Annotated in this window: 24 protein-coding genes; 11 read left to right on the forward strand and 13 right to left on the reverse strand. The window is 56.5% G+C overall.

Annotated features, from left to right (window positions below; translation table 11 throughout):
• Genes pepP through IBX51_RS04415 form a run of 3 tightly spaced genes read left to right on the forward strand, consistent with a single transcriptional unit; the run spans nucleotide 1 to nucleotide 3,818 of the window.
• Nucleotides 1-1,332, forward strand: a complete 1,332-nt coding sequence (gene pepP / locus IBX51_RS04405) for a Xaa-Pro aminopeptidase (RefSeq protein ID WP_291829065.1) — start codon at nucleotides 1-3, stop codon at nucleotides 1,330-1,332.
• Nucleotides 1,325-2,605: a 2-octaprenyl-6-methoxyphenyl hydroxylase gene (ubiH, locus tag IBX51_RS04410; RefSeq protein ID WP_291829067.1), complete on the forward strand. Its 1,281-nt coding sequence runs from the start codon at nucleotides 1,325-1,327 to the stop codon at nucleotides 2,603-2,605. Before pepP ends, ubiH begins: the two co-directional genes overlap by 8 nt.
• Nucleotides 2,595-3,818, forward strand: a complete 1,224-nt coding sequence (locus IBX51_RS04415; RefSeq protein ID WP_291829069.1) for an FAD-dependent monooxygenase — start codon at nucleotides 2,595-2,597, stop codon at nucleotides 3,816-3,818. Before ubiH ends, IBX51_RS04415 begins: the two co-directional genes overlap by 11 nt.
• A 17-nt stretch (nucleotides 3,819-3,835) precedes the next feature.
• On the opposite strand, the gene IBX51_RS04420 is transcribed toward IBX51_RS04415, so the two are convergent.
• The 9 genes from IBX51_RS04420 to ubiE all read right to left on the reverse strand — a co-directional run bounded on the left by IBX51_RS04420 (nucleotide 3,836) and on the right by ubiE (nucleotide 9,957).
• Entirely contained in the window at nucleotides 3,836-4,555 is a 720-nt protein-coding gene (locus IBX51_RS04420) for a 16S rRNA (uracil(1498)-N(3))-methyltransferase (RefSeq protein WP_291829071.1), read from the reverse strand.
• Nucleotides 4,552-5,325, reverse strand: a complete 774-nt coding sequence (gene tatC / locus IBX51_RS04425; protein ID WP_291829072.1) for a twin-arginine translocase subunit TatC — start codon at nucleotides 5,323-5,325, stop codon at nucleotides 4,552-4,554. The genes IBX51_RS04420 and tatC overlap by 4 nt, the downstream gene beginning before the upstream one ends.
• Nucleotides 5,322-5,786, reverse strand: coding sequence for a Sec-independent protein translocase protein TatB (tatB, locus tag IBX51_RS04430; RefSeq protein WP_291829074.1), 465 nt, complete (start codon nucleotides 5,784-5,786; stop codon nucleotides 5,322-5,324). The genes tatC and tatB overlap by 4 nt, the downstream gene beginning before the upstream one ends.
• An 11-nt stretch (nucleotides 5,787-5,797) precedes the next feature.
• Nucleotides 5,798-6,022, reverse strand: coding sequence for a Sec-independent protein translocase subunit TatA (tatA, locus tag IBX51_RS04435; RefSeq protein WP_291829076.1), 225 nt, complete (start codon nucleotides 6,020-6,022; stop codon nucleotides 5,798-5,800).
• Between the two features lie 86 nt (nucleotides 6,023-6,108).
• Complete coding sequence (locus IBX51_RS04440; protein WP_291829078.1) at nucleotides 6,109-6,438, reverse strand: phosphoribosyl-ATP diphosphatase; 330 nt, start codon at nucleotides 6,436-6,438, stop codon at nucleotides 6,109-6,111.
• A 12-nt stretch (nucleotides 6,439-6,450) separates the two neighbouring features.
• Nucleotides 6,451-6,867, reverse strand: a complete 417-nt coding sequence (hisI, locus tag IBX51_RS04445; protein WP_291829080.1) for a phosphoribosyl-AMP cyclohydrolase — start codon at nucleotides 6,865-6,867, stop codon at nucleotides 6,451-6,453.
• Nucleotides 6,868-6,893: 26 nt separating this feature from the next.
• On the reverse strand, nucleotides 6,894-8,537 hold the full coding sequence (gene ubiB / locus IBX51_RS04450) for a ubiquinone biosynthesis regulatory protein kinase UbiB (RefSeq protein ID WP_291829082.1): 1,644 nt from the start codon (nucleotides 8,535-8,537) through the stop codon (nucleotides 6,894-6,896).
• Nucleotides 8,534-9,175, reverse strand: a complete 642-nt coding sequence (locus IBX51_RS04455) for an SCP2 sterol-binding domain-containing protein (protein WP_291829084.1) — start codon at nucleotides 9,173-9,175, stop codon at nucleotides 8,534-8,536. The genes ubiB and IBX51_RS04455 overlap by 4 nt, the downstream gene beginning before the upstream one ends.
• Entirely contained in the window at nucleotides 9,175-9,957 is a 783-nt protein-coding gene (gene ubiE, locus IBX51_RS04460; protein ID WP_291829086.1) for a bifunctional demethylmenaquinone methyltransferase/2-methoxy-6-polyprenyl-1,4-benzoquinol methylase UbiE, read from the reverse strand. The genes IBX51_RS04455 and ubiE overlap by 1 nt, the downstream gene beginning before the upstream one ends.
• Nucleotides 9,958-10,073: 116 nt before the next feature.
• Between ubiE and IBX51_RS04465 the strand changes: the two genes are divergently transcribed.
• Nucleotides 10,074-10,352 carry a polyhydroxyalkanoic acid system family protein gene (locus IBX51_RS04465; RefSeq protein WP_291829088.1) on the forward strand — a complete coding sequence of 93 codons (279 nt, stop codon included), beginning with the start codon at nucleotides 10,074-10,076 and terminating at the stop codon, nucleotides 10,350-10,352.
• A gap of 6 nt (nucleotides 10,353-10,358) precedes the next feature.
• Here the strand turns inward: IBX51_RS04465 and IBX51_RS04470 are convergent, their stop codons facing one another.
• Together IBX51_RS04470 and IBX51_RS04475 are read right to left on the reverse strand one after the other, a co-directional pair.
• Nucleotides 10,359-11,108 carry a hypothetical protein gene (locus tag IBX51_RS04470; RefSeq protein WP_291829090.1) on the reverse strand — a complete coding sequence of 250 codons (750 nt, stop codon included), beginning with the start codon at nucleotides 11,106-11,108 and terminating at the stop codon, nucleotides 10,359-10,361.
• A gap of 101 nt (nucleotides 11,109-11,209) precedes the next feature.
• Entirely contained in the window at nucleotides 11,210-12,133 is a 924-nt protein-coding gene (locus IBX51_RS04475) for an alpha/beta hydrolase (protein WP_291829093.1), read from the reverse strand.
• A 394-nt stretch (nucleotides 12,134-12,527) separates the two neighbouring features.
• Here IBX51_RS04475 and IBX51_RS04480 point away from each other — a divergent pair, with 394 nt between their 5' ends.
• The 4 genes from IBX51_RS04480 to IBX51_RS04495 all read left to right on the forward strand — a co-directional run bounded on the left by IBX51_RS04480 (nucleotide 12,528) and on the right by IBX51_RS04495 (nucleotide 18,790).
• A complete protein-coding gene (locus IBX51_RS04480; protein ID WP_367166337.1) occupies nucleotides 12,528-13,835 on the forward strand; it encodes a WS/DGAT domain-containing protein in 1,308 nt (435 codons plus the stop codon).
• Between the two features lie 174 nt (nucleotides 13,836-14,009).
• The gene (locus tag IBX51_RS04485) at nucleotides 14,010-15,128 is read left to right on the forward strand and encodes a porin (protein WP_291829095.1); all 1,119 of its coding nucleotides are present in this window, start codon (nucleotides 14,010-14,012) and stop codon (nucleotides 15,126-15,128) included.
• Between the two features lie 142 nt (nucleotides 15,129-15,270).
• Entirely contained in the window at nucleotides 15,271-16,542 is a 1,272-nt protein-coding gene (gene nosP / locus IBX51_RS04490) for a nitric oxide-sensing protein NosP (RefSeq protein ID WP_291829097.1), read from the forward strand.
• Nucleotides 16,543-16,582: 40 nt separating this feature from the next.
• Nucleotides 16,583-18,790 (forward strand): NahK/ErcS family hybrid sensor histidine kinase/response regulator, encoded by a 2,208-nt coding sequence (locus IBX51_RS04495; protein WP_291829125.1) that lies wholly within the window; start codon nucleotides 16,583-16,585, stop codon nucleotides 18,788-18,790.
• Between the two features lie 15 nt (nucleotides 18,791-18,805).
• Here the strand turns inward: IBX51_RS04495 and IBX51_RS04500 are convergent, their stop codons facing one another.
• Nucleotides 18,806-19,483, reverse strand: coding sequence for a response regulator transcription factor (locus IBX51_RS04500; RefSeq protein ID WP_291829127.1), 678 nt, complete (start codon nucleotides 19,481-19,483; stop codon nucleotides 18,806-18,808).
• A gap of 345 nt (nucleotides 19,484-19,828) precedes the next feature.
• Between IBX51_RS04500 and IBX51_RS04505 the strand changes: the two genes are divergently transcribed.
• The 3 genes from IBX51_RS04505 to IBX51_RS04515 are packed head-to-tail and all read left to right on the forward strand — an operon-like array spanning nucleotide 19,829 to nucleotide 22,216.
• Nucleotides 19,829-20,779, forward strand: coding sequence for an ABC transporter substrate-binding protein (locus tag IBX51_RS04505; RefSeq protein WP_291829129.1), 951 nt, complete (start codon nucleotides 19,829-19,831; stop codon nucleotides 20,777-20,779).
• The gene (locus tag IBX51_RS04510) at nucleotides 20,776-21,552 is read left to right on the forward strand and encodes an ABC transporter permease (protein ID WP_291829099.1); all 777 of its coding nucleotides are present in this window, start codon (nucleotides 20,776-20,778) and stop codon (nucleotides 21,550-21,552) included. The genes IBX51_RS04505 and IBX51_RS04510 overlap by 4 nt, the downstream gene beginning before the upstream one ends.
• Complete coding sequence (locus IBX51_RS04515) at nucleotides 21,545-22,216, forward strand: ATP-binding cassette domain-containing protein (RefSeq protein WP_291829101.1); 672 nt, start codon at nucleotides 21,545-21,547, stop codon at nucleotides 22,214-22,216. Before IBX51_RS04510 ends, IBX51_RS04515 begins: the two co-directional genes overlap by 8 nt.
• 53 nt (nucleotides 22,217-22,269) lie before the next feature.
• On the opposite strand, the gene IBX51_RS04520 is transcribed toward IBX51_RS04515, so the two are convergent.
• Nucleotides 22,270-23,073 carry an ABC transporter permease gene (locus tag IBX51_RS04520; protein ID WP_291829103.1) on the reverse strand — a complete coding sequence of 268 codons (804 nt, stop codon included), beginning with the start codon at nucleotides 23,071-23,073 and terminating at the stop codon, nucleotides 22,270-22,272.
• Nucleotide 23,074 lies beyond the last annotated feature (1 nt).

Below are 23,074 nucleotides of genomic sequence, written 5' to 3' on the forward strand. Positions count from 1 at the left end.
ATGGCCTCAATGATTCCCATCAAAGAATTTGCCGATCGCCGTCGCAAGCTGATGGACCGGATGGCAACAGACAGCATCGCGATTTTGCCGGCGGCACCGGAGCGAGTCAGGAATCGGGACGTGCTACACCCCTTCCGACAGGACAGTGACTTTCACTACCTGACCGGTTTTGGCGAGCCGGAAGCCGTTCTGGTGTTGATTCCCGGCCGTGAGCACGGAGAGGCGGTTTTGTTCTGCAAAGAACGGAATCCGGAGAAGGAGCTCTGGGACGGCTTTCTTGCCGGCCCTGAGGGTGCCATTGAACGCTACGGTCTGGACGATGCCTTTCCCATTGCGGATATCGACGACATCCTGCCTGGCATGATTGAAGGTCGTAGCCGGGTGTATTACCCGCTCGGTAAGGATCATGCTTTTGATAACCAGGTGATGGACTGGGTCAAGGTGATCCGCAGCAAGGTGCGCGCAGGAGCCCATCCGCCCGGAGAATTCGTGGCGCTGGAGCACCTGCTGCACGACATGCGGCTTTACAAGAGTGCCGCCGAGATTAAGGTCATGGCCAAGGCCGGGCAGATCAGCGCCGAGGCCCACCGCCATGCCATGAAGCGCGCTCGCCGCGGCGGCCACGAGTTTAATCTGGAAGCTGAACTGATTCATACCTTCATGGAGCACGGTGCCCGTTCGACCGCTTACCCATCCATTGTTGGCGGCGGTGCCAATGGCTGCATTCTGCATTACATCGAGAACTCGGCGCCGCTGAAAGACGGCGATCTGGTTCTGATTGATGCCGGTTGTGAGCTGGAATGCTATGCCTCGGACATCACCCGGACGTTTCCGGTCAGCGGCAAATTCAGCCCGGAACAAAAAGCTCTGTATGAAGTGGTGCTGGCAGCGCAGTATCAGGCCATCGACGCTGTGCGCCCTGGCAACCACTGGAATCATCCCCATGAGGCGGCATTAAAGGTGCTAACCCAGGGGCTGATTGATCTGGGTTTGCTGACCGGCACGCTGGATGATGCCATGACTGCCGAGGCCTACAAGCCTTTCTTTATGCATCGCACCGGGCACTGGCTGGGCCTCGATGTACACGATGTCGGTGATTACAAGGTGGGCGATGCCTGGCGTGAGCTTGAACCGGGTATGGCGCTGACGGTCGAGCCGGGGCTGTACATTGCGCCGGACAACACCGATGTTGAGGCAAAATGGCGCGGCATTGGTATCCGCATTGAAGACGACGTGGTAGTCACCAAAGAAGGCTGCCGCGTCTTGACCGACGATGTGCCGAAGACCATCGAAGACATCGAAGCATTGATGGCGGACCAGACCCGTGACTGACACTGATACCGACCTGATCATTGCGGGCGGCGGCCTGGCCGGAGCCACTCTCGCCCTGGCCCTGGCCAAGGTGGTGCCAGAACTGCGGGTGACCGTGGTGGAAAGCTTTCCGTTAGCCCCGGACGCCGTGCCAGAAGACTACCAACCGAGTTACGATGCCCGATCGACGGCGCTGGCATGGGGCTCCCGACTGATTTTTGACGAGCTGGGGCTGTGGTCGGCGTTATCGGAGCATGCCACACCCATTCATCACATCCACGTGTCGGATCGGGGCCGCTTTGGGGCAACGCGTCTGAACGCAAATGATCATGGTCAGAATGCCCTCGGGTACGTGGCGGATAACCGGTGGATGGGCCTGTGTCTGATGCGGGCGCTACTGACCACCGGGGTGAATTGGCAGGCACCGGCAGAAGTGATCGGCATGACCAATACCCCGGGCGGTGTCAGTGTCCGGATTCGCAAAGACGGCGTACAGAGCAGCCTGACGGGGCAGTGTCTGGTGTTGGCTGATGGCGGACGCTCTGGCCTCAGGGAGCAGCTGGGTTTTATCACCCGCACCGAAGACTACGGCCAGAATGCGCTGATTGCCAACGTATCGACAACTGACCGGCACCAGTTCACTGCGTTTGAGCGTTTCACCGATGCCGGTCCTATGGCCCTGCTGCCCTCCGGCTCTCCGACACGTGCCGAGAATCAGTCAGCACTGGTATGGACACTAACCGACGCAGCCCTTGAAGAGCTTTTGAGCTTGTCCGATGAGGATAAATGTCGAAAGCTGCAAGAGCGATTTGGCTGGCGCCTGGGGCGTTTTACCCGGATAGGTGAGTGCCATCATTATCCCTTGAAGCTGACCACGGTAGACCAGCCTGTCCGTCCTGGCGTGGCCCTGGTGGGTAACGCGGCCCATGCCTTGCATCCGGTTGCCGGCCAGGGGTTCAACCTGGCCCTGCGCGGCCTGACGGCCCTGGTTGAGCAGTTTCGACGGGCGGTGGACAGCGGTGTTCGCCTGGGCGACCTGGCCATACTGGGCGAGTACCAGCGCCTGCACCGGCAGGATTGGCAGCAAACCGTGCAGTTTTCGGACTCTCTGATCCGGATTTTCGGGCATGGCTTACCGCCACTGGCCCTCGCCAGAGACTCCGGTTTGGTGGGGCTGGACCTGTTGCCTGGCGCCAAGCGCTGGTTTGCCCGCAAAGCGATGGGTACGGGTGGGCGCCGGCCGGTGATTTCATCCGTTGATACCTTTGAGGAGCCTGCCTCCAATGATCACTGACTCCGCTGATGTGCGGTTTGATATCTTGATTGTCGGCGGCGGCATGGTCGGCTCTGCTCTGGCCTTGGGGTTGTCCCGGCAAGGGTGGTTGGTGGGCCTGGTGGAGGGTGCGCCGGTGGACGCTCAGCGGATGCCGTCAAAACCAGCAACCGGCGTTGAGGATTTTGAGCCGAGAGTCAGTGCCATCTCCCTGGCCAGTCAGCGATTACTGGAACAATTGGGCGCCTGGCAGGGAGTGCAGTCCAGCCGGCATTGTCCCTATCGACAAATGACCGTGTGGGACGGCGATGGTACCGGCCGTATTCATTTTGATGCATCGGAATTACACGCCCGGTCACTCGGCACCATTGTTGAGAACCGGAACGTGGTTCGCGCCCTGTTTGACGAGTTGGCCGACAGTGAGGTTGCCGTGATTGACGGTGTTCGGGTCAAATCCTGGGCGCACGACCAGGGTGTTGAACTCGACGATGGTCGCCGTTTGACCGCGCGCCTTGTGGTGGGGGCAGACGGCGCCCTGTCCAGACTGCGCCAGTGGGCCGGACTGGCAACGCGGGAATGGGATTATGATCAGCAGGCCATTGTTTGTACGGTGCGCACCCGTCAGTCGCACCGCCATACTGCCTGGCAGCGATTCTCTTGCACGGGTCCGTTAGCGTTCCTGCCGCTGCTGAACGAAACCGGCGACGAGCACTTTTGTTCCATTGTCTGGTCCCAGGATACCCAGGAAGCCCGACGTCTGATGGCGCTGGATACCGATAGCTTCCGCCGTGAACTGGAAATGGCCATAGAGAAAGAAATGGGCGAGGTAGAGGCCGTGTCAGAGCGCTTTGCGTTTCCTCTGCGCCAACGCCATGCCAAGGACTATGTGGCCGATGGTCTGGTGCTGGTGGGTGATGCCGCCCACACCATTCACCCGCTTGCCGGGCAGGGTGCAAACCTGGGCTATGGCGATGTGCGAGTGTTATTGGAGGAGCTGGAACGTGCTAAAAGCCTTGGTCTCGCGCCAGACGATGCCCTGGTGCTGGCCCGTTACCAGCGCCGCCGCAAGGGCGAGAACCTGGCCATGATGGCGGCTATGGAGGGTTTCAAGCAGCTGTTTGCGCGGGATGAGTTGTCGGTTCGTTGGTTGCGCAATACCGGTATGCGCTGGCTTAATCAGCTTGGTCCCGTTAAAAACCGCATTGCCGCTCAGGCCATGGGTGTAAACGAGTAAGCAGCCTTTAGCGATGGTTAGAGGCAGGCATCGAACAAACGGCTGACCAACACCGGTACGGCGGTTTCCACGCGCAGAATGCGGGCACCCAGGTGCACACTGTCGCAGCCAGCCGCCTCCAGTTTTTCCACCTCGTAATCGGTAAAGCCGCCCTCTGGGCCGACGCACAGCACAGCTGGCCCGGAAAGGTGGGTCGGGCAGGGCGTAGCGGTGCCGGGATGCGCCACCAGCGCCCGCTTGCCGGCCAGCAGAGCTGGCAGTTCATCTTCTACGAATGGTTTGAACAGCTTGCGGATATGCACCTGTGGCATTACTGTGTCTTTGGCCTGTTCCAGGCCCAGTGTCAGGTTCTCCTTCAGGCTTTCATCTGCCAGCCAGGGCGTTTGCCAGAAACTCTTTTCGACTTTGTAACTGTTGATCAGCCAGATGTCTTTGACGCCCAGCGAGGCGCAGGTTTGTAACACCCGGCGGAACATTTTGGGGCGAGGCATGGCCAGGATCAGGGTCAGCGGAAGACCGGGCGGTGGTGAGCCTTCCAGCGTCACCCGAAGCTCTGCCTCCTGGTCAGACAGCGTCATAATCTCACCAAAGCCCATGGCGCCGTTGACCCGGCCAACCGGAATTCGGTCACCGGTGCTGACTTTGAGGGTGCTCTTCAGGTGCTCAAGCCGACGGCCCCGGAGCAGGGCTCGATCGGTACGGATAAAGTCGTCGTCAAACAGCAGGGCCAGGTTCATCCGGAGCTAGACTCACCCTCAGCTGTATCTTCGGTTCGGCGATGAGCCAGGCGACCAAACAAGATTCCGACCTCAAACAGAATCCACATTGGCAAGGCCAGCAGGGTCTGGGAAATGATGTCTGGAGGTGTCAGCAGCATACCGATGATAAAGCAGCCGACCACTACGTAAGGGCGCTTTGAGGCGAGATCCTGAGGCGTGGTGGCCCCGCTCAGAATCAGCAATACCGTGGCAATGGGTATCTCGAAGGCAACACCAAAGGCAAAGAACATTTTCAAAACAAAATTCAGATAACTGCTGATGTCTGGCAGTTCCACAATGCCTTCCGGCCCGATGGCGGTGAAAAAACCAAACACCAGCGGGAACACCACATAATAGGCAAAGGCCGCGCCGGCGTAGAACAGCAATACCGAAGTGAACAGTAGCGGGAAGGCCAGTCGTTTTTCATGGGTGTACAGGCCAGGGGCGACAAAGCTCCAAAGCTGGTAAAGGATGACCGGGATAGCAACAAAAACCGCCAACACCAGGGCCAGCTTCAGGGGGGCGAAGAACGGCGAAGTGATGTCGGTGGCGATCATGGTCTGGCCGACAGGTAACAGTTCCCGAAGCGGCAATGACAGCCAGAGATAAAGGTCGTTGGCAAACGGGTAGATGAAGGCGAAGCAGACAACAACGGCCAGCACCATTTTCAATAGCCGGTTACGCAATTCGAGCAAGTGCTCGATCAGGGGCATCTCTGGCTGTTCGGGCACGGTCTGGTTACCACTCATGAACGGTTATCCGATGGACTCTGCGAGGATGGGCTGTCGCCCTGGTGGTTATGCTCGGCCCTGGCGGTGGCAGGGCTGTTGGCCTGTTCCTGAGGCGCTGATTTGCCTGTGTTGGCCTCTTTCTTTTCCTCTGCCTTGCGGGTTGCTGGCGCCGGCTGGGGCTTGCGGGTTTCGCTGTCGGGCAAAATCATATGTTCGTACTTTTTCGCCTCATCCAGAGCGCCCCTCACGGTCTTTTCCATGTCCTCCAGGCCAATGTCGCCGGCTTTGCGCAACTCTTCCCGAAGTTCTTCGGCCTTGAGTTGCCGATCCAGTTCCGAAGTGAACTGGTTGACCATTCGGCGGGCACCACCAATCCAGCGACCAGCCGCCCGCGCAGCGGTAGGCAAGCGCTCGGGACCGAGCACCAGCAAGGCGATGATGCCGCAAATCAGCAGCTCAATAAAGCCAATATCGAACATTCAGGTAGTGCTCAGCTTTGTTTTTCCCGAGGCTTTTCTTCGGCCTGCGTTTGCTTTTCTTGCTGACCTTCCAGGCTTTCGGGGTCGGCGGATTTTTGTTCGTCGTCACTCATGGATTTTTTGAATCCACGGATGGCGCCGCCCAGATCGGTGCCGATGTTGCGCAGTTTTTTGGTTCCGAACAACAGGATGACAATGCCGAGTACAATTAAAAGTTGCCAGATGCTGATACCCATGAGGGGTCCTCATTCAAATGTTGCTGTTGCATGACATTGTACGCCAACGTGTGCCGTTCCCGGAAATCCCCGTTAGGGGTACCTCGTTACGGGTTGCGTGACGCTTTTTCTTCAAGGCCAGACAGATCAAACCGGCTGGCGAGTTCATCAATAACGTCTTGCGGGCCGAGACCGAGCCGAGACAACATCACCATGCTGTGGAACCATAAGTCGGCGGTTTCGTAAACCACATCCCGGGTATCGCCGGAATGTTCCGCGTCTTTGGCGGCCAGCAGGGTTTCTGTGCACTCTTCACCCACTTTCTCCAGAATCTTGTTCAGCCCCTTTGCGTGCAGGCTGGCAACGTAGGAGGTGTCGGGATCCGCTTGTTTGCGGGCGTCGAGTACCTGAGCCAGGCGTTCCAGTACATCATTCACGGTGTCTGCTCCTCAATCACTGCCGTAGATAGCGTTTGGATCTTTCAGCACGGGTTCAGCGCTGACCCACTGGCCATCTTTCAGGGAGCGGTAAAAGCAGCTCCTTCGGCCGGTATGGCAGGCAATGCCTCCTTTTTGCTCCACTTTCAGCAGAATGACATCGGCGTCGCAGTCGAGCCGGATGTCCTTGAGCACCTGCTGGTGACCAGAGCTTTCGCCCTTGCGCCAGAGTTTGCCCCGGGAGCGGGACCAGTATACTGCCTGACCCTCTTCAACCGTTAGCCGGAGTGATTCCTGGTTCATCCAGGCCATCATCAGAATGTCGCCGTTGTTGGCATCTTGAGCAATGGCTGGCACCAGGCCGTCGTCGGTCCAGCGAATCTCGGTCAACCAGTCAAGTTGTTCGACCTTAGCGGTGGAATCTTGCATTTTTGTGAATCCTGAGTTTCTTTTGTCTATCGGCTACCCCGAAGCATGACGCCTGCTGCAACCGCAAGCAAGGCCCAGCCCCAGGCCGGCATGCTGACCAGCAGCTGTTGCGCGTCTGGCTGGCTGCCAATGAGGGCTGCACCGGCCAGAACCGCCGCAACGAAGCCTCGGCGCCATCGGCGCTCACTGCGCTGCTGTTGTTCTTTCATCAGGACCAGGGTCGCGCGGTTCTGCTCTTCGGTCGGGCCGCTGGCTCGCAGTTGCAACAACGCATCGTGCACCAGTTGTGGCATCTCCGGGGATTGTTCCAGCCATGCTGGCAGATGCATCTGCAGCGATTTGATCAGCCCTGCCGGGCCGATGCGCTGGCGCATCCACTTCTCGAGGAAGGGTTGGGCGGTGCTCCACAGATCCAGATCCGGATAAAGCTGGCGGCCAAGGCCTTCGACGTTGAGCAGGGTTTTCTGCAGCAACACCAGTTGTGGCTGAACTTCCATATTGAATCGGCGGGCAGTCTGAAACAGTCTCAGCAGGAAGTGCCCGAATGAAATATCTTTCAGCGGCCGCTCAAAGATTGGTTCGCAGACCGTGCGGATGGCTGCTTCAAATTCGTTGATCCGGGTATCCGGCGGCACCCAGCCAGATTGAATGTGCAGTTGGGCGACTTGCCGATAATCCCGGCGAAAAAACGCGAGCAGGTTGCGTGCGAGATAGCTTTGATCGTCTGGTGCGAGGGTGCCGACGATGCCGAAATCAATGGCGATGTACTTTGGGTCGGCCGGGTTGGAAATATCGACAAAGATGTTGCCCGGGTGCATGTCGGCATGAAAGAAGCTGTCCCGGAACACCTGGGTGAAGAAAATCTCGACGCCCTTTTCGGCCAGCACCTTCATATCAACGCCGGCGTGTTTCAGGGTCTCTACATCGGCGATGGGCGTGCCGTGGATGCGCTCCATCACCAGCACCGATTTGCTGGTGTAGTCCCAGTCGATGAAGGGGATATAGATCAGCGGCGAGTTGTCGAAGTTACGGCGCAACTGGCTGGCGTTGGCGGCCTCTCGCTGCAGATCCAGCTCGTCGTGAATGGTGGAGTCATAGTCGGCCACCACGTCGACCGGGTGCAGGCGTTTACCCTCAGCCCAGTATTTTTCCAGCAGGCCGGCCATCAGGTACATCAGGCCAAGATCCTGGCGGATGACCTTGTCTATGCCCGGGCGGAGCACTTTAACCACCACTTTCTGACCGTTGGGCAAGGTGGCCGCGTGGACCTGGGCGACGGAAGCTGAGGCCATCGGGTCTGGGCTGAATTCGGCGAACAGTTCGGTGACCGGGGCCCCGAGGGATTTTTCAATAATGCCGCGGGCCTGGTCGCTGGGGAAGGGTGGCACCCGATCCTGCAGCTGCTTGAGGGATTCGGCCATGTCGTCGGGCAGCAAATCGCGGCGTGTCGAGAGAATCTGGCCGAACTTCACGAACACGGGGCCCAACTCTTCCAGCGCCAGCCGCAGGCGATCACCTCGGCTCAGTTTGGGCTGGGGGAACAAGTGCCAGGGCGCTAGCAGAAAGAAAATCTTCACAGCTGTGGGCAGTTCCGACAGCGGCAGAAAGGTGTCCAGCCGATAGCGGCAGAATACCCAGGCAATTCGGAACAGGCGTCGCAGACGGGTCACAGCTTCTCCGTATCGTGGTGGCTGGCGGATGAGTCCAGTTGGTTGAGCCGGGCTTCCAGGCGTTCGGTGCGCAGCGTCAGTTCATCGATATCCTGAAAGGTCGCTTCCAGCTCACGTCGTCCGGGCAGGGCGCGGCTTTCTTCGTGGATATATTCTTCCACGTTGAGGTTCATGGTGGTGACAGCGTTCCGGCTCCAGTGCACCGCATTACGGATGCTCTTGCCCAGAAAGTGCGCGGGTATATCGCCCAGGTGGCGTGCCATGGCGGCTTCCCAGTCTGGCTCAAGCTGGCTCAGGGCCCGCTGCAGTTGGTGTGCCAGGGCCGTGTTGCCGTCCACTGTCAGGCGCTTGTCAGCGAACACTCTGGTGTCGCCCATGGCAAGCGCTGCAAAGGCCATGGGCCGGCCCGTAATCGACAGCGCTGGCGCATCAGCCGGCAGGCTGCGCACCTGAACCCGCTCGCCGACACGATCAAGGCTCCAGGCCAACTCAACCGGCGCTGTTATGTTGAACTGTACGGGGCCCACCAAGGCTGACAGCAGTGCCTGGCGGCCTGCTGTGTCGAGCGCCAACGCCTGATTAAGCCCGAGTTCTACGATGGCGCTGGCGGCGGAAGACAGGGTAGGGCCGGGAAACATCAGGGCTTGATTCCTACGTGCAGCGCCACGATGCCGCCGGTCATGTTGTAGTACTTGCAGTTGACCAGGCCGGCGTTTTCCATCATACCTTTCAGGGTGTCCTGATCCGGGTGCATGCGGATAGATTCGGCCAGGTATTTGTAACTTTCACTGTCGCCGGCAATCAGTTGACCCATCATCGGCAGGGCGCTGAATGAGTATGTGTCATACGCTTTGCTCAGCAGTGGGTTGGTGGGTTTGGAGAATTCCAGGACCATCAGTTTGCCGCCAGGCTTTAGTGTGCGGGTCATGTCTCGCAGAGCCTGATCTTTGTCGGTCACGTTGCGCAGGCCAAAGGCGATAGACACCGCGTTGAAGCTGTTGTCGGGGAACGGCAAGTGTTCGGCGTCGGCCTGAACATACTCTATGTTGCCGGCATAACCCCGGTCGGTCAGGCGGCTGCGACCGACCTGTAACATGGAGGCATTGATGTCGGCCAGTACGACGTTGCCTGAGGGACCCACCAGATCGGAGAATTTCATGGTCAGGTCGCCTGTGCCGCCGGCAATATCGAGCACCTGATGACCTTGGCGAACGCCGCTTAACTCGATGGTAAAACGTTTCCAGAGGCGGTGGATGCCCATCGACATCAAGTCGTTCATGAGGTCATATTTACCGGCCACGCTGTGGAAAACCTCGGCTACCTGGCTGGCCTTCTGGCTTTTTGGCACGTTGCGAAAGCCGAAGTGAGTAACGTCGTCCTGGGCATTGCCGGGCGTGCCTGGCGTTTGCTGCTCGCTCATGAGAGATAGTCCTGTCAGAATCTGAATCCCGTATTCTAACCGTTGAGGGGTTGGCTACAAGTTTATTGCCGACTTACACTGTAAATCCCTGGACAAATCACTGAGAAAACCTATTCATGTCTGTTATTGATATCCACCGGGCTCATTCCCTGAACAAGGTGCACGCTCGCGAGGCAGCCGAAAACCTGGCCAAAGACCTTTCACAGCATTTTGATGTTAACTATCAATGGGAGGGCGATGTGTTGAAATTCAAGCGCAGCGGTGTCAAAGGGCAGCTGGACATTGCTGAGGATGATCTGCATATCCACCTGGAGCTGGGTTTGATGCTGCGCCCGTTCAAATCCCGGATCGAGCAGGAAATTCATTCCCAGCTCGATCAAATCCTCAAGGCCTGACCGGGATTACAGGTCGCTCGGCAGAGAAAACGGCGCCGGGTGACCGTTTAGTATGTTCCGCATGACTTGCTGTTCACGGTTGATCAGTCGATCAATCAACAGGTCCACCTTGTCCATATTCCGGAACGCACTGTAGCCCCGGTGCAAAAAACTGTGCAGGTCGCCCAGTTCTGCCATCTCTGCAGGCCCTCGGCTGATCGACAGCAGCCAGCCCAGGCTGCGGTTGCGAACGTACCGGTCCAGTTGCTGACCGGTGTCTGCGACCAGATCCAGTTGACGCTCCCGGATTGGCAACTGACGGCTGGCACGGTAAGCCTCGCAGTAGGCCGTGCCGCTGAGTTGATCGGTGCGAATGCCGCGCTCAGCAAGCCATTCGGCTAACTCAAGATCCAGGCTCTGAGTGACCAGGTTCAGCTCTACCAGGCCGGCAAAGGTGTTCAGCAGGTTGTCGGGGAGCCACTTCACCATCTTTGGAAATATCCGGTCGATGTTGTCGTCCCGGCGGGTCATGCCGGCAGGGGCGTACAAATCTGTCAGCAAGAATTCCAGGCCGGTGTGGTATCCGGGGTGGTGGTACAGATCCTGATGGGTGGTTTTCAGTCGCTGGGCCTGCCAATCGGCTATCTGGCGGGTATCGTCAAGCAGGGGGTGAGCTGCTTTCAGCTGACGAAAGTCGTGGTATTCCAGCAACAGGCGTTTTAGCCGGTGGGCGTTCTCTGAATTCACTTCCGTTGTGACCAGGCGCTCACGATACATGCAGAGGCTCCAAAACCGGGCTGACTGAGGCGTTGCCGTTAAAAGGCGCTCAGTTTAGCGAAGCGGAGCGAGCACTGCACCTGCGCTTGTGTTGTTTGATATCAGCCCTGGGCTGCAACCGACAGTGTTTCCAGGCCCGGTACCCATTCCTTACTGTCCAGCGTGATGAAGTGGCTGGGCGCTTCGGTTTCAACAATGCGCATGGTGGTCGGGCTGGTGCGGGCGCTGGCCAGCATCGCGGTGCGATCGAGGATCCGGTCAGTGGCAGGTATCAGGAAGGTGCCGTGGCGGACGTGTTGGTAAGCAGAACTGTCTGTGCGCTCCATCCAGTCCATGATGTTCTCAATATTGCGTACGATGGTCAGATGATCTTTGGTGGCAAAAAACAGTTTGCCAAGTAGTTGCCGTTTGCGAGGATTCATTTTGCCAAAGAACGTCTGGCCGTAGGCGGACTGCGGCGCGCTGTTGATCAAGCGAATCAGCCAGGGCCACATGCCGTGGCTGACAGGTTCGAGCAGGGTGGTGACCAGAGCGTGCAGCTTACCCTGCGGCAATACCGGGGCTTCAAGCACGATTTCTGCGTCTTCATACAGTTCTGGCCATTGGCGCATGGCTTCCAGAATGACTGCACCACCCCGTGAATGACCATGAATGCGAATGTTGCGGGTGCTCGGTAAATTTCTCAGTGCCTGGTTCAGGATGCAAGCATCGTACTCAATGGTGCCTTCAGTGTGCTTGATCGGCACTTCCCAGTGGGGGTTATCGGGCGTGACGCCATTCACCGGGATGTGGTAGTTGCTGCAGGTGAGCAGAATCAATTCTGTGGTCGGGCCGTCGTAGGCCTGGGTGAAGTAACAATGGTTTTCCAGAAAGCCATGCACGCCAATTACCGTGTGTTCGGCAGCACCACTATGGTTACGTACAGACACCGCACCCTTGCCAACTCGGTAAACCTGGCCAGAGAACATCTCAGAATAGGCGCTGTCGATCGGTTTGATCAGTTTACGCACATGACTGGCTTTCATGATTCATCTCCCCCCGGCGCGGCAATGGTTGATTATTCTTAATTTTAATTGTGCCGGTTTGCTATATGTACCGCGTTTTAAATCATGAAAGAGTGGCACCAACGCCGTTAATGTCCGGAATCTGTAGCCAAGCAATCACGATCGCGATGTCGTTAATAACCACTGCACCAAGACATATAACCAGTATAGGACTGAAGAGTTACCTGAGTGTAATTTTTTGTAATTCCGTGCGATGTGTGTGGATGATGGAGCCCCTATCCGGACTCTGGCACAATGGCAGATTGGCCTTTACCAGTTTACTGACCGGGGAACGACAGGTTTGAACCAAGAGCAATCGCATCTCATGCTGCCTTCGGATTCGGCCTGGCTGGCTTTAGAACGGCCGGAAAATCCCATGACCATTACCATCATGCTGCGGGTTGACGGGTTGAATGCCAGTCGGCTACGCGAGTTTTTGAGTGTTTATTGGGTGGCCTGGGAGCGTTTTCTGTGTCGCCCGGTCTGGAAAACGCCCGCCTGGTACTGGCAAAAAGATTCGACGTTCTCTGTGTCTCACCATCTGGACGTTGTACTCGATCGTTTTAACCGTGAGCAGTTGCAGGAGTGGGTGTCCGCCCGCATCAATGAGCCATTGCCACGGTACCGGCCGGCCTGGAAGTTTTGGCTGGCGCCTAATGCCGACGGCGGTGCAGCGGTGTTGTTGCGACTTCATCATTGCTACGCCGATGGCCTGTCTCTACAGAGTATTTTCAGCAAGCTATGCCCTGCTTCGCCCAGACAGTATCCAGCCAGGTACGGTGCACCTGAAGTCCCGCGCCTGGGGCACTGGATGGAGTCGGCTCAGCACTGGTTTGGGTCGTTGCTTTCTCAGGGCGGCCAAGCGTTAGCGCCGGGGCAGGAAGCCGAGCCGGGCGCTCTGCCTGGCCGGGTCGGGCGAGCGGCACAGACAAGCGTGCGCATGGTGCATGAATTGAGCGAGTTTCTGGTTGAGCAGGAAGACACGCCGTCGAGCCTGAGGCGACCACTCCTGGGCCGGCGTCATTGTCGTTGGTCTGATCCTGTTTCGCTTGATCATTTTCGCACCATCGCCCGCGCCACCAATACTACGATTAATGATGTCTTGCTGGCCTGTGTCGCTGCCGCCGTTCGTCCTCGCCTGGGTATGACACCAGAGCAACTGGACGACGCTGTGCTGCACGCAGCGGTGCCGGTTGATATCCGGTCCCGGCTGCCGGAGGGTGTCACGCCCGCTGAAAACGAACCCGGTAACTGCTTTGGCACCGTGTTTGTGCCTTTGCCGGTGGATGGCGAAAGCCCGCTGGAACGCTTGTTTCGCATCAAGCATGAAACCCGAAAGCTCAAGAAAAGTTGGCAGCCGGGCATTGCCTGGGGGCTGACGGCTTGTGCTTCTCTATTGCCAGAGATTGGCCGCCAGCCGCTGGCGGATTTGTTTTTTCGCAAGGCGTCAGCCGTGGTTTCCAATGTGCCTGGTTCCCCTGAAACCCGTTATCTGGCGGGCTGTCCGATTACCGAGCAGATGTTTTGGGTTCCTCAGGCTGGTGACATTGGCTTGGGTGTGAGTATCGTCAGTTACGCGAGTCAGGTTCAGTTTGGCGTGGTGGCGGATGAAGCGATACTGGCGACCCCCGGTGACTTCCTTGACGATTGCCTGTTGGAACTGGAGCAGCTTGCTGGCAGGTAGTACTCCCAAAGTTTCATTTCAGATGCCTCCCAAATGAGCAGAAAACCTGCTCCCTAGACTCATTTCCCACCGCTGCGGCTTCACCGACCATGGAATGCAGGCGTGAAACTCGCCGGGAGCGGTCGGATAAACCGACCCTCCGAGCCCAGATTTCCAATAACAACCGGGGGATGTATGAAAAACAACAACTTTAGAAAGTCAGGGTTAGCCGTTGCTATGTTGGCCACCATGGGTGTCAGCGCTGGCGCCAATGCGGCCATCGAGCTGTACAACGAAGACGGCACCAGTTTTTCGGTCGACGGCTATTTCAACGCGTTTTATGTTAACCGCGATGACAAGGTCGGTGATGTTCGTAACTCGGACGTCAAGATGGGCTTTCTGCCCAATACCATTGGGTTTAACTTCAGCAAGGAAATTGGCGAGCTGACACTGGGTGGCCGCTCGTCGTTCTGGAGCACCATCAATGACAGTATGGAGTCACCGACTGACACGGCCATTGATGTGCGTCAGCTCTATGCAACCGTCGACGGTAGCTTTGGTCAGGTGCTGATCGGTAAGGATTTTGGCTTGTACGCCCGCTCCAACATTTTCCTGGATGAAATCCTGATGGGCTTTGGTTCTCCGGGAGCATCCTCTACAGGTGTGTCCTTCGGTAATATTCGGACCGGCTACCCGTACCCGAATCCGTCAGCACAGATCACCTATCGCTCACCGGATATGGCTGGTCTGAACGTGGCGGCGGGTATTTTTGAGCCTGCTAACACCACGCCGGGTGCTCAGTCCGAGCAGTCCGCTCCGCGCTTTGAAGCGGAAGTCACCTACAGTGCCGACCTGAACGGTGTGGCTCTGACCGGTTGGGTCAATGGCCGTCATCAAAGTTCTGAAAATGCAACCACCAAGATCGACAGCCGCGGTGTTGGCTATGGTCTGAAAGCGTCCGTAGCAGGGTTTTCATTGACTGCGTCCGGCTTTACCTCCAAAGGCGATGTGCCGATCCTGATAAACGAAGCCACTATTCCTACTGGTCTTTCATCAGAGGAAGATGCCGACGGCTACCTGCTGCAGGCGTCCTACACACTGGGCGCGAACCGCTTTGTTGTGTCCTACGGTGAAACCGACTCTGACCAGGGTAACTTTGAAACTGAAAATACCTCATTTGCCGTGTTCCACGACGTCAATAGCAATTTCAAGCTGGTCGCGGAATACAACATGTTCGAGCAAGAAACAAAATCAACGGGTGTGAAAACCGCTGATGCGAACACGCTTGCTCTTGGGGCTGTTGTGATGTTCTGAGGGCGTTTGCTCTCTTAGTGCTATTGCAAGCACCCGCCCGAGGGTAGGGTGCTTGCGGTGGTGGTATCAGACTAAAGTGCCGGTTTGCCAGGCTTGAAACAGTGGCAAACGGTAAGCTTTACAGTGCGGGAGTTCTAAATCAATGGCTTACGGTCGGTTTGGGGCACCTGTGAAAAGCACTGAAGTCGCATTGGCGGGTTGTGGCGAAGGCGTAAAATCTATAGTAGGTTCTGGCGTTCGTGGCAGTCTATCAATGAAGTCAGGTAGTTCTTTCCCAGCAGTGCGTGTGGCCAGTTCTAGCCTGCGCGATTCTGAACAGGCGGCGGCTGATCTGGCTAGACAGCTGTGCCATGATCATCTGGGAACGGTCCTGTTTTTTTGTTCAGTGGAGTACGATTTAGCGAGCCTGGGGCCAGCGTTGCAAGAAGCGTTCGCCGGGACTCGGGTATATGGTTGCACTTCTGCCGGTGAGATCACCGAGCGAGGCTATGACCGCGGATGCATCAGCGCCATTGGTTTTGACTCAAGATACTTTGCCATTGACTGCGCGTTGATCCGTCAACTTGATTGTTTCACTCTGCAAGACGCTCAGAGCGTTATTGATAACCTGCTTAATACCTGTCGTGATGCGCAGCTGTCGCCGGTCAAGGGTAATACCTTTGCCATAACGCTGCTTGACGGTCTGTCTAGCCGTGAGGAGTTGGTTCTCGCAACTCTTAACGCCGCGCTCGGAACAATCCCTCAGTTTGGTGGCTCAGCCGGAGACGACGAACGGCTGGCCGATACCCACGTTTATTACGATGGTGAATTTCACTGTGGTGCTGCCACGGTGATGCTGGTCAACACGCCCCTGGATTTCCGTGTGTTCTCGACCCACCATATGCAGCCTCTGGATGAGAAGCTGGTGGTCACTCACGCTTGTCCGGAAAGTCGCACAGTGTATGAGCTTAATGCAGAACCCGCGGCCGAGGTCTATGCCCGATCGGTCGGTGTGCCCATTGAGCAACTCGACCGAAAGGTGTTTGCACTTCGTCCCCTTGGGGTGCGGGTTGGAAGTAATTATTTTATCCGTTCAATTCAGCGAGTTAATCCGGACGGAAGTCTGACTTTCTACTGTGCCGTAGAGACCGGCATCGTTATGGTTGGTATGGCGCCCGGGTCTCTCCTCGACAGTGTCAGGGAGCAGATCGAAACCTCTGAACGCCTGGTTGGCGCACCCCTGGTAACCATCGGCTGTGACTGTTTTTTGCGACGATTGGAGGCGGAGCTGACAGGGCAGGGTGACGAGGTTTCTGAATTCCTGAAAGAGCATAAGGTGGTTGGCTTTAATACCTACGGAGAGCAATTCAACGGAATGCACATCAACCAGACATTTACGGGGGTGGTGATTGGCCAGCCAGAATTTAGCGCCTGACTGCCGGGAACGCTCTGATGATGCGTCTAAGGATGAGCGCATTGTTGAGCTGGAGGCAGAGAACAGGCGTCTGAAGAGCATTCGGGATGCACTCATCGTAAGAGTGGAGTCTGGTTCAGCCCACAAAGCTGAGCCCTACGCGGCCTTTGAGCATTCGGTGATTCTGGCGGAGCAGGTGCGAGAGCGGACAGAGGCACTGAACCTCGCCATGGAAGAGCTCAAAACCAGTAATAAAGCCTTGATTCGAGCCCGTGAAGAGGCTGAGACTTCACGCCAGCGATTGAACGATGCCATCGAGAGTATCGCCGATGGTTTTGTTTTGTTTGATCGGGACCACTGCCTGATCCAGACCAACAGTCGGTTCCGCAGTTACTGGCGTCACGCTAACCTTCCTGTGCCCCGGGCCGGTACCCCCATTGATGACGTCAAGGCCCTGGCGATAACCTCTGGTTTGATTGTTGAAGAGCATAGCCACGAGGACGCAGAGGGTACGGTCTTCTTGTTGTCAAACGGGCGCTGGGTGCAAATGACGGAGAGGTCCACCCGGGAAGGCGGCCTGGTTGTACTCTATTCTGATATTACCGACGTCAAAAACAGCGAAATGGCTCGACGTATCAAGGCGCTGGAAGAAAGCGAGCGCTGGATTCGAGTGGTCACCGACCATGTGCCTGCACTGATTGCTTATGTAGGCGCCGATCTGACGGTGCAGTTCTGTAACAGGGTTTACCAGGCCTGGTACGGTCGGGAAGGGACCTCACCGCTCGGTAAACGACTCGATGAAGTGCACACGCCAGAGTTTTACCAACGCCTGCTGCCTCAGGTTCTTGAGGTGATGGACGGTCGCAGTGTGACTTTTGAATTCGATGAAAAAGGCGTCCGGGGCGAGCAGCGCTATATGCTTCGTTCGTATGTTCCTAATATTGATGAGCTTGGCCAGGTTGTCGGTTTCTTTGTTCTTATTCGCGATATTACCGATCGTCGAAAGACGGCTCTGGCGCTTGAGCAGGCTTATGACAATCTCGAGCGAAGAGTTCGAGAGCGCACGGCTGCCCTGACCGATGTGAACAGCCAGCTACGCGAAGAAATTGCTGAGCGGGCATCTGTTGAAGCCCGTTTGCGGGAAGCCAAGCTGGAAGCCGAGCAAGCCAACCTCTCGAAAACCAAGTTTCTGGCGGCCGTCAGTCATGACCTGTTGCAGCCATTGAATGCGGCCCGTTTGTTTACCAGTGCCCTGCAAGAGCAGAGTTTTGGGCCAAAAGCAGAGAGTTTGGTGCGCTCGGTCAGTGTTTCTCTGGATGACGTTGAGAATCTGCTGGGGACTCTGGTGGATATCTCGAAACTGGACGCAGGCGTCATCAAGCCGGATGTGATGGCCTTTGATCTGAGAGACTTGCTCAACAACATTGCTCGAGAGTTTCGACAGATGGCGATGGCAGAGAAGCTTCAGCTGGATTTTGTGCCATCATCAGCGGTGGTGAATTCTGACTCCCAGTTGCTTGCCAGAATCTTGCGAAACTTTTTGACCAATGCCATTCGTTACACCGGTAAGGGCCGGATTTTATTGGGCTGTCGGCGTCAGGCTGAGCATGTTCTCGTGCAGGTATGGGATACCGGCCCCGGCATTCCTGAAGACAAGCTCACCGAAATTTTTCAGGAGTTCAAGCGCATTCGCCCCTCGGGCTCGCCAGCTGATAAAGGCCTGGGCCTTGGTTTGGCGATCGTTGACAAGATCTCCCGAATGTTAGGCCATGAAGTGTCCGTTGCCTCGATCGAAGGGAAGGGATCTGTGTTCAGCGTTCGTGTGCCTTTGGGTCAGATTCAGTCTGAAGGTCCGGCTGTGCAAAACGCTGAGCGAGATGATATGGGCTGTGGTCTATCCGGTGCTCGTGTGTGGGTAATTGATAATGATCAGGCCATTTGTGAGGGCATGAAAACGCTATTGGAAGGCTGGGATTGTCGGGTTGTGACGGCTGTTTCTTTCGCGGACCTTGATGCCAGATTGGATATTGCAGAAGCACCGGTTGACCTGATTCTTGCGGATTATCATCTTGATAACGATGAAAATGGTGTGGATGCGGTTGCCCAGATTAACGGGCGCCGCAGCAAGCCGGCGCCGGTACTGATGATTACGGCTAATTACAGCAATGAACTGAAACAGCACATTCGGGAGCTGGGTTATCTGTTAATGAATAAGCCGGTCAGACCGCTCAAATTACGCAGCGTTTTGAGCCATGTGATCCGGGGTTAACAGCCCGCTGGGCGCTTAGCGCTTAAGGTATTGGCTGAAATCGACATCACTGGCTGACAGTATTGCCTGAACTCGATTATGCACGCCCAGCTTGCGCAGAATTGCAGAGACATGGGCCTTGACCGTCGTTTCGGCAATGTTGAGGTTATAGGCAATCTGTTTGTTGGACTCGCCCTTGGACATTCTTTCAAGCACCAACAGCTGCCGACGGGTTAAAGAGTTCAGTAGCTCCGGAGAAATGGGGTTGTCTTCCCGTCTTGATCGACGGTTAGTGCTTTCCTTGCCCATGCGGATTATATCTGACGGCAGGTACACATTGCCGTTCAGGATTTGCTGGATGGCTTCTGTCATCTGGGCCCTGGGTGACGATTTGGTGATGAAACCGACGGCACCATAAGTGATGGCTTGCAGAACGATTTGCTTGTCTTCTTCTGCAGAGACAATCACCACCGGAATCGTTGGAGCTTCATTTCGCAACGTGATGAGGCCATTCAATCCATGCATGCCCGGCATGTTGAGATCCAGCAGAATCAGATCCAGATCATCGTTGGTTCTCGTCATCTCCAGCGCGCTGTCCAGATCATCGGTTTCGATGATCTGACTGCCCACAAACCCCGACGCAATGACGCTGCTGATGGCCTCACGGAATAAAGGGTGGTCGTCGGCTATCAGGATCTTGTACGCCGGCTCCATAGATGATCCTACTTGTTGTTTGGTTTCGTTTTCTGGGGGAGTTTCGACATCATCATAGCGGTTATTCGATGAAACTGCGGCATCGAGCTCGGTTTGCATGGCGGCCTCCTGTGCAGAAGGTTAGGCAAAATCAGGAAACCCTCTGCTTATTATTGTGTTGATTTCATTACACGCGATATTGGTCTGGGGTTGAATGCGACCATCGCACCAAAAAACAAACACCAAAGTACTATTCTTGTGTCGCTGTGGGCTTCGTATCGTGGTGCTATGAAACAGTCCATAAGAACAAGTCTAATCATACGCCCGATGATGGAAATGAGCACACGCCTTCTTGGCGCCTTGCTCATGCTGATTTTGCTTTTCGGCTCGTTGTTGGCCCCGGCGTTAGCGAGGGGGGATGGTAGTCAGACGTTGCCCACGCTTACGATCAGTGTTTTACAGTTTGGAACAGCTCATTGGGAGCTTGACCATATTCAGCACTTTGAGCTGGATCGTCAGCACGGTTATAACCTTGACCTGAGATTGGTGGCCAACCTGCCGGCGTCCCGGCTTGCCGTAACCAGCGGGTCAGTCAATGGCGCCGTGGCGGATTTGCTCTGGGCTCAGGCGCGTTATGCAGCGGGTGTTCCCTACCTTTACGTGCCGTTTTCATCTCAGATCGGCGACATCGTAGTGGCAGACGACTCACAGATCCGGACTGTCCAGGATTTGGCAGGCAAGCGGATAGGCGTTGCCGGAGGCCCTGATAGTAAAGGCTGGATCTTGCTCCAGCAGGTTGCTGCCAGCCAGGGCCTGGATCTTAATGCCGATTCCAGCGTTCAGTTTGCCGCCCCGCCCCTATTGAACCAGGCGCTTAAACGCAAGCAAGTGGATGTGATTGTGACTTACTGGCATTTCGCAGCTCGCTTGAGAGGCGAGGGGGGCTGGCGGTCTGCCTTCCGTATGGCGGACCTGCTGCATGATCTGGATCTGGATGCTAACTTGCCCGTGCTTGGCTATGTGTTCGCCGATGATTGGGCTCAGGAAAATGCCGCATTGGTCGATCGTTTTGCCCGTTCTCTGGCAAAAGCCAAGGACGAGCTTGCCGGTAATCCTTCGCACTGGCAGCGGTTGAGGCCATTAATGAATAACCCTGACGACGGAGTATTTGCGGAGCTTCGAGACGGTTTTATCGCCGGTAACCCGGCAGACATAACGCCTGATCGACTGGCGGATCTTCGGCGCTTGCTGATATTGACCGGGGCGAACGACGCATCGGTGATGGATGAGTCGTTATTTTACCGGGGGGCTTTGTGAGCACCCGTAGTGGGCGCCCACCGGTCTGGAGCTATTGGGTGGTGTTGCCCCTGTTTGTGGTGTTCTGGGGGGCGTTTGCCTGGTTTCTGGATTCCCCCTTGCTGCCCACTCCGCTACAGGTTCTTCACACGTTGAAGGTAGAGTCTGCGAATGGAGAACTTTGGTATCATCTGGGGGCAACGCTGTCCCGGGTGGCGGTGGCCTTCACATTGGCCATGTTTATTGGAACCGTCATTGGCATTGCCATGGGGCGCTCCAGAACGACCAACGCGCTGTTTGATCCTATGCTGGTTTTGCTGCTCAATCTGCCAGCGTTGGTCACCATTATCCTGATGTATGTCTGGTTTGGCTTGATCGAAGTGGCAGCGGTGATGGCGGTGGTCATCAACAAGATTCCCAACGTGGCCGTGACGGTGCGTGAGGGCGCTCGCAGTCTCGATTATCGTCTTGAACAAATGGCTACGGTTTACGATTTCACCCGCTGGCAGCGTATTCGGGAAGTCTGGGTACCGCAGCTTTCTCCTTATCTGATGGCAGCCACTCGCGGGGGGCTTTCGCTTATTTGGAAGATTGTTCTGGTGGTGGAATTGCTGGGACGGTCCAGTGGGGTTGGTTTTCAGTTGCATTTGGCTTTTCAGGTGTTCGATGTGGCGGCCATTCTGGCCTACAGCCTGGCCTTTATTCTGGTGGTCCAACTGATCGAGTTGGCCATACTGCAGCCTCTTGAGCGGCGGTCAAACCGTTGGCGGCAACCGGAGGCGGCGCATGCTTGAGCTCAGGATTGCCGGCCGTGATTTCGGCCAACCGGTGCTTGGTGAAGTGTATGCAACCATTACTCGTGGCGATCGGATTTGTTTGCTTGGCCCATCTGGTATTGGCAAAACCACGTTGCTGAACGCCATCGCGGGTCTCGACACATCCATTCCTGATGAAGCCGTTCTGGGTCGTGACAAGCTTCGGGTTGGCTATCTGTTTCAAGAGCATCGTCTGCTGCCTTGGAGAACGCTGTCTGCCAATCTGATGCTTGTCGGTGTCAGTGAGCAGGAGGCCGAAACCTGTCTGGCCCAGGTGGGCCTTCCTGGGTATGGTCAGTATCTTCCAGATCAGCTTTCTCTGGGGATGGCACGCCGGGCGGCGCTGGCTCGGTGCCTGGCGGTGAAGCCCGATTTGTTGCTGTTGGATGAGCCGTTTGCATCCCTCGACCCAATCATGGCCGGTGAGCTGAAGGCGTTGATCGCCGGTATTCTGGATGCAAATCCAGGCATGGCCATGATCTGTGTAACACACGATGGTGAGGATGCAGAAATGTTGGCTAACCGCCTGTGGTACCTGGATGGAAAACCAGCGCAACTGCAGTGGAACGATGAACTGGGCGACCCTGGCCTGGTGAGGGAGCTGCTCGGCAAGCTCCGAAGCTCTGAGCTTGCCGATTCTTGATTGTTAACTGGTGTCCCGTCTTGCTAATTCCTTAGCCAGACGGGACACCAGGGTCAGGCAGGCTTGCCGCCGAGAATGCGTGTTCGTTGCGGCCGGAAACCGGCCGTAGCGAACAGTGCCAGAATCACCGTGACTCCCGTGGTGATTCCAAAGGCCGTCGGGTTCCACTGAAGGTACAGTGAAAACCGGATGGCCTCGACCGCATGGGTAAATGGATTAAATTGACAGATCCAGTACAGCCACGGACTGGCCTCGTTCATCCGCCACAGCGGATAGAGCGCTGAGGACATGAAAAACATCGGGAAAATAACAAAGTTCATCACTCCGGCAAAGTTCTCCAGCTGCTTGATCCAGGTGGCGATCAACAAGCCCAGGGCACCGAGCATCAGGCTGGTCAGCACCAGTGCCGGTAGCACAGCCAGATACCCCCAGCGTGGCGGTTCTACGTTCACCAGCAGTGCTATGAACAAAAAGACGTAGACTTGCGCAACTGACACCGCCCCCATCGCCAGCAACTTGGTCACTAGCAGAAAGGGTCTTGGCAGCGGGCTCATCAGTAGTACCCGCATGCTCCCCAGTTCCCGGTCATAAACCATCGACAGGGCACCCTGCATGCTGTTGAAAAGGATGATCATGCCGCACAGGCCGGGCACGATGTAGGTCTCATAGGTAATGTAGGTCTGGTAGGGCGGGATAATCGAAATGCCGAGCACCGCCCTGAAGCCGGCGGCAAACACCACCAGCCACAGCAGGGGGCGTACCAGAGCACTGGCAAAACGAGTTCGCTGTTGCCAGAACCGAAGCCATTCCCGGGTCTGAATGCCGACAAAACAATGCCAGTAATGCGCTGCTTTCATG

Origin of the sequence: Marinobacter sp. (assembly GCF_014859525.1) — a bacterium.
Taxonomy (GTDB): domain Bacteria; phylum Pseudomonadota; class Gammaproteobacteria; order Pseudomonadales; family Oleiphilaceae; genus Marinobacter.